This window comes from Streptomyces bottropensis ATCC 25435, from assembly GCF_000383595.1.
In the GTDB taxonomy this organism is placed as follows: Bacteria; Actinomycetota; Actinomycetes; order Streptomycetales; family Streptomycetaceae; genus Streptomyces; species Streptomyces bottropensis.
On record NZ_KB911581.1, the window covers coordinates 2,216,871 to 2,229,027 of the forward strand.

The 12,157-nt window shown below is 72.2% G+C and carries 6 protein-coding genes and 1 pseudogene; all 7 read left to right on the forward strand.

Annotated elements, in window-relative coordinates; translation table 11 throughout:
- The first annotated feature begins 61 nt into the window (after positions 1-61).
- Positions 62-1,603, forward strand: coding sequence for a DUF4192 domain-containing protein (locus tag STRBO_RS0109815; RefSeq protein ID WP_005481545.1), 1,542 nt, complete (start codon positions 62-64; stop codon positions 1,601-1,603).
- 989 nt (positions 1,604-2,592) lie between these two features.
- A pseudogene (locus STRBO_RS40020) lies at positions 2,593-4,461 on the forward strand (glycogen debranching N-terminal domain-containing protein).
- A gap of 151 nt (positions 4,462-4,612) precedes the next feature.
- Positions 4,613-5,371 (forward strand): NUDIX hydrolase, encoded by a 759-nt coding sequence (locus STRBO_RS0109825; RefSeq protein ID WP_005481548.1) that lies wholly within the window; start codon positions 4,613-4,615, stop codon positions 5,369-5,371.
- 220 nt (positions 5,372-5,591) lie between these two features.
- The gene (locus STRBO_RS0109830; RefSeq protein WP_005481550.1) at positions 5,592-7,817 is read left to right on the forward strand and encodes an ABC transporter ATP-binding protein; all 2,226 of its coding nucleotides are present in this window, start codon (positions 5,592-5,594) and stop codon (positions 7,815-7,817) included.
- Positions 7,818-8,002: 185 nt separating this feature from the next.
- A complete protein-coding gene (locus STRBO_RS0109835; protein ID WP_086016343.1) occupies positions 8,003-8,890 on the forward strand; it encodes a FadR/GntR family transcriptional regulator in 888 nt (295 codons plus the stop codon).
- Between the two features lie 740 nt (positions 8,891-9,630).
- Positions 9,631-11,175 carry an RNA polymerase sigma factor gene (locus STRBO_RS0109840; RefSeq protein WP_037627809.1) on the forward strand — a complete coding sequence of 515 codons (1,545 nt, stop codon included), beginning with the start codon at positions 9,631-9,633 and terminating at the stop codon, positions 11,173-11,175.
- Between the two features lie 141 nt (positions 11,176-11,316).
- The gene (locus STRBO_RS0109845) at positions 11,317-12,132 is read left to right on the forward strand and encodes a serine protease (protein ID WP_005481554.1); all 816 of its coding nucleotides are present in this window, start codon (positions 11,317-11,319) and stop codon (positions 12,130-12,132) included.
- Positions 12,133-12,157: the final 25 nt, after the last annotated feature.

The following is a 12,157-nucleotide window of genomic DNA, read 5'->3' on the forward strand; positions in this document are numbered from 1 at the left end:
TCATGGTCAGACTTATCCACAGGCAAAAGCGGAATCTCAAGATCCGCGAGATGGTCACCGCATGACGAATCACAGCGAAGCAGCCGGGACCTCCGGCAACAGTGACATCAGCGGGCAGAAGGGGTGCGGCAGCAGTGGGCCCTCCTCCGCCTTTCTGGGACACCGTGCGGCCACCGACCCCGGCGGGGAACCACAGGTGACCCTCCGCACGCCGGCCGAACTCGCCGATGCCCTTCCCTACCTGCTGGGATACCGCCCCGAGGACAGCATCGTCCTCGTCGCACTGCACGACCGGGACACACGAGGCCGGTTCGGCGGGAGGGCACGGCTGGGCATCCCGGCCCAGACGGACGACTGGCCGTCCGTCGCCCAGCAGCTGGCTCACGGTCTGGTGACCGGAAGTGAGCGCCGGGGAGCCAAGCCGGAGAGCATGGTCGCCTTCCTCTGCCAGGACACGGCGAGCGGTGAGTCACCGCGTGACGTCATGGAACGCCTGCGGCCACTCGCCCAGCTGCTGCGCAGGGCCTGCGGCAGCATGGACGTGCCGGTGATCGAGGCCCTGTGCATCTCCGACGGCCGTTTCTGGTCCTACTGCTGCCCCGGCAACGGATGCTGCGCGCCCGACGGAGAGCCGATGGGGCTGCCGGGCACCTCCGTGCTGGCCGCCGCCGCGACCTACGCCGGCCTCCGGGTGCGCGGCACCCTGAAAGAGATGCGGGCCAGGCTCCTGCCGTGGGAGACCGCCGCCGCGCTCCAGCAGGAAGCCGCCCTCGACTCCGCGCAGTCCGCCCTCGTTCCCAGGATCCTGGACGCGGAAAGCCGCAGGGAAGTGGCCGAGGAGACCCTCGCGGTGGCACGGCGCGTCATCGGACGCCTGGCGGGCACCGCGACCTCGACCGCCCCCCTGGACGCCGACCTCCTCGACGACGAGCTCGTCACACACGAAGACGCCGCCACCCTGATCCTCGGACTCCAGGACCGCGCCACCCGCGATCGCGCAGCCGAATGGATGGAAGGCGACGAGGCGGCCCCGGCGCTTCGTCTCTGGCGCACCCTCGCCCGACGCTGCGTCGGCCCCTACGGCGAGCATGCAGCCGCCCCGCTCACCCTCGTCGGCTGGGTCGCCTGGTCCTCCGGCGACGAACTGGAGGCCCGCGAAGCCCTCGCCATGGCCCTCGCCGCCGACCCCGACTACCTCTTCGCCCGCCTCCTCCACCAGGCCTGCAACGAAGGGCTCGACCCCGAGACCATTCGCCGCTGCCTGCGCTCGGAGCGCAGGGGCCGCGATCTGGCGGCGGCCCCCGCCGGTGCGGGGACCGACGGTGAGACGAGCGCCGCTGACCCGTCGCCCGACAACCCCTCCGCCTCGGACCGGCCCTGCGTCGCGGCCGGCCCCCGTCGCCGACGCAGGCCCCGCTCGGAGGGGGGCACCGAGGCCCGTGCCGTCCGGCGATCCCCCGGTGCGGCGCAATCCCGTCGCGCACCTTCCGCCGACGGCAGCCCACCTGTCGGCCGACGTCCGGGACGTACGGCGGACGGGGCGAGCGGACGGGCACAAGCCCGCCGTACGGCCGGAGGGCAGTCCAGGGCGGGGGAGACGTGAGCGTGTGGAACCTGTCGAGTCATGGCATGCCTCGCATTCCCCGCATGCATGCGCTGTTCTGGATCTGGGCGTACCTGAGGGCCACGCTTCTCCACCGGGATCACGCGAGCCGCAATTGCGGAGCCGGGCCGAGCGCCTCGGCCGTGCTCCGGAAGCCGCTGGGCACGCTGCCCTGCCTTGCCGCCCGCATGAGTGCGGCTCTGCGAATCCGAGTGCGCCCGGAGCCACTGCTCGACCGCGGTGCGCGGCTACGGTCCTGCTGGGGTACCCGGCTACGGCCCCTCGGCGGTGCGCGTCCACTGCCCCTGTGCGGCGGTGGGGCGACGCGAGTGCGGCCTGTGCGCCGCGCTCATGTCGAGCGCCGGCTCCCCTGCGCATCGCGGCTGCCTGAGGCTGAGGCCACCGCTTGCGGTTGCACGGTCACCCCCGGCGCAGTGGCACGACGTGCTGGTTCGGTCGGCTTCTCCGTACGGGGGCGTGACCCGGAGCGCAGCCGCTCCGTTCACCTGTGTGGCGGTACCCACGGCCTGGTTCCGCCGCCCCGCCGCCCTGTCCCACACTCCGTCCCTCTCCGGTTCCCCACTCGGTGCCGAGCGCACCCCACGCGCGCCGAAGACAGAAGAAGCCGCCCCATGTCCCTCCCCTCGTTGCCCGAAGCCCCTGATGACGTTCCGACCTTCCCCAGGCCCCTCCAGCCCTCTCCCCGGGCCCGTGGAGACGGCATCGGTGTTCCCCGCGGGGAACACCGAACCCCGGCGGCCCGGGCCGTGGGTCCACGCCTGGGAAGCCTCGGTGGTCCCGGGGTATCCGTGCCCGACGCGGGGGGCTCTCCGGGGCCTCGCCTGCCTGCGCAGCCAGGAACGGCGAGCACGCCGACCCCGCAGTCACCCACCTCCGCCCCGCGCCGCCCCACGGAGCTGCCACCGGCCCACACCACGTTGATCTGTGTCGCCCTGCCGGGCCTCGCGATCTCGACGGACCAGGGCCAGCTGAACGGCAACGGGCTGGAGGGTTTCTACCGCGCGGGACGTCGCATGCTCTCCCGTTGTCAGGTACGGGTGGCCGGACGCGAACCGCTCGCCGTGCAGGCACGGATGGTGACGGCCGACCGGGCCCGATTCATCGCGACCCTGCGCCTGTCCACCGACGCCGGACCGGATCCGGACGTCATGGTCGAGCGCACCCGGTACGCGGACGGCACCGAGCGGATCACCCTGCACAGCACGGCCCGCCGCCCGCTGTGCCTGCCCGTCGAGGTGGCACTGGGCACGGATCTCGCGGAGCTGGGGGCGGTCGCCTCCGGCAGCGCGGGGCCCGAACTGCCGGCAAGCGTCCACGACTCCGGCCTCCGCTGGACCTGCGTCAACGGACACTCCACGGTGACCGCCCATCCTCCACCCACCGACGCCCTGGCCTCCGCGGGACTGCTGCGCTGGGAGCTGCAACTCCCGCCCGGCGGCAGCCGGAGTGTGGAGCTGCGGGTGCGACCTGACGGCGCATGACCCATCAGGCCGGTGGGGCGGGGCGCCACCAGCCCGCTCGCCCAGGCACGCGTCGCGGGGGACGACCCGGTGGCGCAGTCCCTGCTGCACACCTGCCTGGAGGACTTGGAGGCTCTGCTGCTGCGTGACCCGAGGAACCCGTCCGACACCCACCTCGCGGCGGGGGCGCCCTGGCGCTGCGGTATGGCTCCGGCCGACGCGCTCGTCGCGGCCCGGATGACGCTGCCGCTCGGCACGCGCCTCACGGCAGGCACCCTGCGCACCCTGGCCCGCACCCAACTCGCGAGCATGGGAGCCCGGTCCGGCATGATTCCGGGCCCCCGACGGGACGCGGGCCCGCATCTGCCGGCGGGCTGCACAGGTACCGAGGCGACCCTGCTGTTTCCCGTGCTCCTCGCGGAGGCCCGGCGGTGGGGACTGCCCGAGCAGGAGACCGAGGCACTGCTGCCTGCCGCCGAGCGCTGTCTGCGGTGGCTGCGGGGCGCGGTCGGCAGCGGTGTCTATCTGCCCGACCCGGGCCCGGGCGGACCATCGCGTTGCGAGACCCAGGCCCACGCCCACCGGGCCGCTCTCCTGGGCGCCGACCTTCTCGACGCGTACGGCCGGCCGGGTGGTGCCGAGCTGCGGGACTGGGCGAGTGAGCTGCGGAGCCGGTTCATGGTGGACTTCTGGGTGGAGGACCGGAGCGGGGGCAGACCCGCCGCCGCCCGCACCCCGGACGGGCGTCCGATGCCGCACCTGGGCGCGGGGGCCGCCCACCTTCTCGACACCGGGCTGCTCGGCGCGGGAGAACTCGCTCCGGGGCTCCTCGACAAGGTGCGCACCGAACAGCTGGCACGCCTGCTCGGAGGGCCCGCCATGGACTCGGGGTGGGGGCTGCGGAGTCTGGGAGCGAAGGAGGCCGCGTACAACCCCTTCGGTCATCGCGGCGGCGCCGTACGCGTGCAGGAGACGGCGGTGGCGGTCGCGGGACTGGCGGCCGCCGGTTACGAGAAGGAGGCGAGCGCCCTGCTGCGGGGCGTGCTGGCGGCGGCGGAGAGCTTCGGACATCGGCTGCCGGAGATGTACGCGGGGGAGCAGCGGACCGCGGGAGGCGCCCCGCTGCCGCATCCCGCCTCCTGCAGACCGGCCGCGACGGCGGCGGGCGCCGGGGTGCTGCTGCTCGCCACCCTTGTCGGGATCCGCCCCGACGCCCCAGCGGGGACGGTGACCCTGCGGCCGGTGCGCAGTGCGCCGCTGGGCGAGATCGGCTTGACGGGGCTGCGGGTCGCGGGGGCCCCGTTCACCGTACGCGTCAGCAGGCTGGGGCTCGCGATGGTCGAGGAGGCGGCCGACCGACTGCAGTTGGGAGTGTGACCTCGCGCGACACCGGACGGGACTGCGGGTGGCGTCGGCTTCCCCGGGGCCCGAGCGTGGCCCTGGGATAGGTGGCGGACAGAAGTGGATCAAGTGGGGAAGCGGCAGCGAAGGGAGTGTTTATCGTCAGGCAGACGACTATGATCGCGGCATGCCCTACGACCCGTCGGACTACCCGCCCTTCGCTGTCACCGTGGACCTGGTCGTGCTGACCGTCCGTCGTCACGCGCTCTGCGCGCTGACGGTACGGCGGGGCGAACAGCCTTTCCAGGGGCGGTGGGCGCTGCCCGGTGGCTTCGTCCGGCCGGACGAGGACCTGTCCCAGGCCGCGGCCCGGGAGCTGGCCGAGGAGACCGGCCTGACCGCCCATGAACCGTCCGAGCCCGCTCAGGACAACGGCGCGCACCTGGAGCAGCTGGCGACCTACGGCGACCCCAAGCGCGACCCCCGGATGAGGGTCGTCAGCGTCGCCCACCTCGCCCTTGCTCCGGACCTGCCGGCGCCGCGGCCGGGTGGGGACGCCAACAGCGCACGCTGGGCGCCGGTCGAGGAGTTGCTGGAGCAGGGCGGCTACGGACGTGACGGCGAACCGGTGGCGCCGTTGGCCTTCGACCATGCGCAGATCCTCGCGGACGGGGTGGAGCGCGCCCGTTCCAAGATCGAGTACTCGTCGCTGGCCACCGCCTTCTGCCCGCCGGAGTTCACAGTCGGCGAGCTGAGACGGGTCTACGAGGCGGTGTGGGGCGTGGCGCTGGACCCGCGCAACTTCCACCGCAAGGTGACGGGTACGCCGGGATTCCTGGTGCCCACAGGGGGTACCACCACGCGCCAGGGCGGCCGCCCCGCCCAGCTCTTCCGCGCCGGCGGTGCCACCCTCCTCAACCCGCCGATGCTGCGCCCCGAGGTCTGACCCGGCAGGGGTCGAGGCAGGGGCTGACGGCGGGGGCCGAGCCCGCGCAGCCCCGTGCGGCGGCCTCGTTCGTGGGCGGCTGCCGAGGGTGCTCGGGGAGGGTGAGCCCCGGGCTCGGGCCCGGGATCGGCGTGTGGCTTGCCCGGCGGTGGTGTGGCTGCCCGCGAGGTGCACCGCAAGGTACCCGAAAAAACGGACATACCGCGCTATCTTGCCTAGGGTGATCCAGGCCCTCGGATTGACCAGCAATCCCCGCAAGGAGCTTCCGCCTGCCGTCGACGATGTGTCCTTCGAGGCGCACTCCGGTCGCGTCACCGCACTCCTCGGGGCTCCCGGTGCGGGCAAGTCGACCGTGCTGAAACTCGCCCTCGAACTGCAACAGGGCCGTGGGGTGGCCTACTTCAGGGGCCGCCCCCTGCACCGCATCGCCCACCCCACACGCGAAGTGGGCGTCCTCCTCGGCGACGTCCCCGGCCACCCCGCCCGCACCGTCCGCGGGCATCTGCGCATGCTGTGCGCGGCCGCGGGGCTGCCCGCACGGCGTGCCGACGACGTCCTTGAGGTCGTGGGACTGGTCAGTCTCTGCGACGCGCGGCTGAACACGCTCTCGCGCGGCATGGACCGCCGCCTCGGCCTGGCCTGCGCCCTGCTGTCCGATCCGCACACCCTCGTGCTGGACGAACCCGCAGACGGGCTGGCGGTCCGCGAGGGGCGATGGCTGCACGGAATCATGCGCGCGCACGCCGACCAGGGCGGCACGGTCCTGTTCACCACCGGCGATCCGAAGGAGGCGGCGCGGACCGCTGATCGGGTCCTCACGCTCGAACGGGGCAGGCTCGTCGCGGACCAGGAGGTCGCGGACTTCTCCCGCACCCGGCTCCGCCCCAGAGTCGCCGTCCGTACCCCGCACGCCGCCCGGCTCGAAGTGCTGCTCACGAAGGAGGCCCGGACCGCGCGGCGTTCCGTGGAGATCGTGCGGGAGGGCGGGAACCGGCTGTCGGTGTACGGCAGCACGTGTGCCGAGATCGGCGAGACCGTGTTCCGGCACGGCATTCTCGTCCATCAACTCGCTGACGAGATCGGGGACATGGGCCCCACGCCGCCGTCGCCGCCGATGCCGCTGCCGTCAGCGCCGCCGTCGCTCGCGGATGAAGGCCCGGCGGTGGCCGAGACCGCTCGGGGCCCGCATCAGGAGACCCGCGGGTCGATCGACGAGTGCCTGGCACTCACCGACGACCCGTACGCACTCACCGGCCACCCGCACGCGCTCACCGACGACCCGCACGTACTCACCGGCCACCCGCACGCGCTCACCGGCCACCCGCACGCGCTCACCGACGACCCGCACGCACTCACCAGCGACCCGCACGCACTCATCCACCACCCTCACGAACTCGCCGGCGACCCGCACGCCCACGAAGCCGCCGAAGATCCGCAGGCGACCACCGATGAGACGTGGACGCTGGCTGACGGCTCATCGGAGGTCAACCCGGCGCCTCTCGTCGACCTCGAACCCCCCGCCGACCCCGCGCCGCGCACGGATGCCGAATCCCATGATCATTTCCGTCCGCATCCGGATGCCGCCGCTGATGACCACCTCGGGACACGCCCGGGCCGCGTACCGAGCGACCCGCCCGGTACGGTCGCGCTGCCGCCGCCCATCACGGTGCGCCCGGCGCCAAGCCCGTTGCGGCCGCTGCGTTACGAGCTGCGGCGGGCGGGCGGGGTCGGCACCGCGTACTTCACCGCCGCGGCGGTGCTCGTCACCTCCGCCCTCATGTCGGTGCTCCTGGCCAGGGTCGGGCACACTCCACAGCCGCGGCTGCTGGCGGCATGGCCGCGAGAGCTGCCACTGCCGCCCGCGGCCATCGGGGCGGGGCTGCTCGGGGCGATCGCCTTCGGCGACGAGTTCCGCCACCCCGCCCTGGCCGCTGCCCGTGGCACCGTCCCTCGCCGACTGGGGCTGCTCCTCGCGAAGCTGCTTGTCGCGGCGGTCACCGCGCTGCTGCTGGCCGTCCTCACCGTGGGCTGCGACCTCGAAGTGCTCTATCTCGTCTACGGTCCGGAACTCGTCTCGGTCCCCGCCGACTGGTTCCCGCTCGGCGCGAGTTGGCTCGGCCTCGTCGTGGGGTGTGGCTGGGCCGGGGTGCTCGCGGCGGGCGTCTTCCGGTCCACGTCCGCCGGGCTCGCCGCCGTGGTCGCCGTGCCCCTCGTCGTCGTGCCCCTGGTGCAGCAGGCGCTGGAGGGAACAACCGTGCGGAGTGCGGTCGGGTTTCCGGTGCGGCTGCGCGAGCTCGTCCTGGTGCAGTGGCCGTTCGGGGGAGGGCGCTATCTGGAGGCCTTGGCGCGGACGGTCTCCCAACCCGTGGGCGGGGCGCTGTTGTTGTCACTGACGGCGCTGCTGGGGGCCTACGTGCTCACCAACCTCCGCAGCCGGGTCCGGTGATGATCGTCCTCATCCTTTCGTGCTCACTGTCCGTGCCCTTGCGTTGGTGCAATGCGCACAACTCCTCGTAGAACGCCCATTTCTTTCCGATAAGGCGTCAATTGCGACGGGGTGAGCGATCACCCTTTCGTGTGCTTTTCACCAAAGACCTCAAGGGAGTTGGAAACGCAGCCGACAAAGGATGCGTGAGTACCCTTGCGCACACCATGATGACCGCCGCCCGCTCCGCCGACTCCGGCCTCGCCGGACCGGGCGATCTCGACCGCTACCCGTACGCCGAGCACGCGGGCGTCGACCGCGTGAGTCTCCCCGCCTGGGACGGCGCCGAGCCCGAGCTGGGCCGCGTGGGCCGCCGCGCCGCCGGGAGCCGCGGACGCGGACTGCACGGCCAACTCGTCCAGCAGCTCGGCCAGATGATCGTCTCCGGCGACCTCGGCGCGGACCGCCCCCTCGTGCCCGAGGAGATCGGCCAGCGCTTCGAGGTCTCCCGCACCGTCGTCCGTGAATCCCTGCGTGTCCTGGAGGCCAAGGGCCTGGTCAGCGCGCGCCCGAACGTCGGCACGCGCGTCCGGCCGGTCAGCGACTGGAACCTGCTCGACCCCGACATCATCGAATGGCGGGCCTTCGGTCCGCAGCGCGACAACCAGCGGCGCGAGCTCAGCGAGCTGCGCTGGACGATCGAGCCCCTGGCCGCCCGCCTCGCCGCCGGTCACGGCCGTGACGACGTCCAGCAGCGCCTCGGCGACATGGTCGAGCTCATGGGCCACGCCATGGCGCAGGGCGACCCGCTGACCTTCTCGCGCGCGGACGCCGAGTTCCACTCGCTGCTCATCCAGCTCGCGGGCAACCGGATGCTGGAGCACCTCTCCGGCATCGTCTCCTCGGCACTGCAGGTCTCGGGCGGCCCGGCCACCGGGTGTGACCGGCCGACCGAGTCGACCCTCACGCACCACGCCCGGATCGTCGACGCCCTCGCCGCGGGCGACGGAGCGGCGGCCGAGGCGGCCATGCGGCAAGCGCTGACCGTCCAGCCCGAGGTGGAGCGTGTGGTGCCGGCGCCGCGCGAACACTGAGGGCGCCGAGAGCGCGGCGAGGCCCACCGGCGGGGGCACCTGCCCTTCCGCGGCGTCGCTCGACCGGCGGATCCGTGCCGACGGGCCCCAGCGAACCCTCCCAGGGGTTCGGCGGGGCCCGGCGGCACGACGAGCGGAGAGTGACGTCGGCATCGCGCGGCACGGGGCGGCGGCCCTGAACAGGCGGCCCACGCCGCCGCAGGACTCGCAATGTCGGATGCCCCCACCGCGGGAGGACTCACACCGTCGGATGACCCGCACCGCCGGGATCGCCGGGGCTGAAGGCGGCGGCGGAGGTGACGGGATCAGATGGGAGCAGCGGACCGACGGTCCTGCGAGCCCGTCGGGTCGAGGGAGCCCCTTGCGGTGGCTGCCCCGGACAGGCCGCCGGAACCCGAGGAGAACGGTGATCCACGTTGCGGAGTTCGTTCGGGAATCGTTCGGGTACCCGTACCTGTAGAACAGGTTGTGGCCTTGATCGATCACCTCTGGCAGCGTCTGACCGCTTTTGCGCGCTTACGGGGTGTGACTCGGGCCACGCAGATTGGGCGTAACGCTCGCGGGAACAGCGCGATGACCTAAGAGGCGACAGCCGCGGAGGGAATACGGACGCCGTTCACGGCGCTGTGCATCTTCCCGGCCCCCGCCCGCACCGTCGGCCCACTCCCAAGCCGGTGGTCGGCTCCTGTCCGCAGTGGACGGGGCCGGAAGTCGTTTTCCAACGTTCCGAGAGGTTGTTCGTGTCGGCCAGCACATCCCGTACGCTCCCGCCGGAGATCGCCGAGTCCGTCTCTGTCATGGCGCTCATTGAGCGGGGAAAGGCTGAGGGGCAGATCGCCGGCGACGATGTGCGTCGGGCCTTCGAAGCTGACCAGATTCCGGCCACTCAGTGGAAGAACGTACTGCGCAGCCTCAACCAGATCCTCGAGGAAGAGGGTGTGACGCTGATGGTCAGTGCCGCGGAGCCAAAGCGCACCCGAAAGAGCGTCGCAGCGAAGAGTCCGGCCAAGCGCACCGCCACCAAGACGGTCGCGGCGAAGACGGTGACCACCAAGAAGGCCACCGCCACAGCCGCCCCCGCGGAGCCCACCGCCGACGCCTCCGCCGAGGACGCCACCCCCGCCAAGAAGGCCGCCGCGAAGAAGGCGGTCGCCAAGAAGGCGGCCCCCGCCAAGAAGACCGTCGCCGCCAAGAAGACGGTGGCGAAGAAGACCACGTCCAAGAAGGACGACCCCGAGCTCGCCGACGAAGAGGTTCTCGAGGAGACGCCCGGCGCCAAGCCCGGTGAGGAGCCCGAGGGCACCGAGAACGCCGGTTTCGTGCTGTCCGACGAGGACGAGGACGACGCGCCCGCCCAGCAGGTCGCCGCCGCCGGTGCCACCGCCGACCCGGTCAAGGACTACCTCAAGCAGATCGGCAAGGTCCCGCTGCTCAACGCCGAGCAGGAGGTCGAGCTCGCCAAGCGCATCGAGGCCGGTCTGTTCGCCGAGGACAAGCTGGCCAACGCCGACAAGCTCGCCCCCAAGCTCAAGCGCGAGCTGGAGATCATCGCCGAGGACGGCCGCCGCGCCAAGAACCACCTCCTGGAGGCCAACCTCCGTCTGGTGGTCTCCCTGGCCAAGCGCTACACCGGCCGCGGCATGCTCTTCCTGGACCTCATCCAGGAGGGCAACCTCGGTCTGATCCGCGCGGTCGAGAAGTTCGACTACACCAAGGGCTACAAGTTCTCCACGTACGCCACCTGGTGGATCCGTCAGGCGATCACCCGCGCCATGGCCGACCAGGCCCGCACCATCCGTATCCCGGTGCACATGGTCGAGGTCATCAACAAGCTCGCGCGTGTGCAGCGCCAGATGCTCCAGGACCTGGGCCGCGAGCCCACCCCGGAGGAGCTGGCCAAGGAACTCGACATGACCCCCGAGAAGGTCATCGAGGTCCAGAAGTACGGTCGCGAGCCCATCTCGCTGCACACCCCGCTGGGCGAGGACGGCGACAGCGAGTTCGGTGACCTCATCGAGGACTCCGAGGCCGTCGTCCCGGCCGACGCGGTCAGCTTCACGCTCCTGCAGGAGCAGCTGCACTCCGTCCTCGACACCCTGTCCGAGCGTGAGGCGGGCGTCGTTTCCATGCGCTTCGGTCTCACCGACGGTCAGCCGAAGACCCTCGACGAGATCGGCAAGGTCTACGGCGTCACGCGTGAGCGCATCCGTCAGATCGAGTCCAAGACGATGTCGAAGCTGCGTCACCCGTCCCGTTCGCAGGTCCTGCGCGACTACCTCGACTAGACGGCACGGCATCCGCCGCCCGGTCGGTCCGAAGGCCCGGTTCCCTCGACGGAGCCGGGTCTTCGGCGTTGTGCGGCTGCGGAAGCCGATCCCGTGGATCACTCTGGGTGTGCCATCCATGTCCTGGAGTGAGGAGCGCGCATGCGTCGATCGTTCGCCCGACTGCTGGCCGTCGCGGCCACCGCCGCCGTCATACCGCTGGCGTCACCGCCGCCGGCGACGGCCGAGGTCGTCATCGGCGGCCATCCGGTCGAGATCTCCCAGGCGCCCTGGACGGTGGCGCTGTCCAGCCGTGACCGGTTCGGGGGTACGCGGGCGGGACAGTTCTGCGGCGGCGTGGTGGTCGGCCGCTCGACCGTCCTGACGGCCGCCCACTGCCTCAGCGAGAGCGTGCTGGGTGGCCCTCCGGAACGCGTCGGCGACCTGAGGGTCATCGCCGGCCGTGCCGAGTTGCAGTCGGCCGAGGGCCAGGAGATCGCGGTGAGCGGCGCGTGGGTCAATCCCGAGTACGACCCCTATACGAACGCGGGGGACTTCGCGGTGGTGACGCTGGCCTCACCGCTGCCCGAGAGCTCCGTCATCGCGTTGGCGACGGCCGGTGACTCCGCGTACGCGTCCGGCACACCGGCCGCGGTCTACGGCTGGGGGGACACCACGGGCGCCGGCGACTACGGCGGGAGCCTGCGGGCCGCGCCGGTGAAGGTGCTGGCGGACGAGGTCTGCGCGAGGGCCTACCCGGGCAGTGCGGACGGAAGATACCTGTCCGGGTCCATGGTCTGCGCCGGTGAGGAGGACGGTGGCCGGGACGCCTGCCAGGGGGACAGCGGTGGGCCGCTGGTCGCCCAGGGGAAGCTGATCGGGCTCGTGTCCTGGGGCAGCGGCTGTGGGGTCGCCGGGAACCCCGGCGTCTACACCAGGGGCTCGTACGTCGCCCGTGTGCTCACGGGGAGCCGCTGAGGCGCGGTGCGCCCGTCGTAGACGT

What these genes read in the sequence shown, in the direction of transcription:
- STRBO_RS0109825 (WP_005481548.1), top strand. Translation starts at nt 4,613, where the DNA reads ATGCCCTACGACCCGTCGGACTACCCGCCCTTCGCTGTCACCGTGGAC.
- STRBO_RS0109845 (WP_005481554.1), top strand. Translation starts at nt 11,317, where the DNA reads ATGCGTCGATCGTTCGCCCGACTGCTGGCCGTCGCGGCCACCGCCGCC.
- STRBO_RS0109815 (WP_005481545.1), top strand. Translation starts at nt 62, where the DNA reads ATGACGAATCACAGCGAAGCAGCCGGGACCTCCGGCAACAGTGACATC.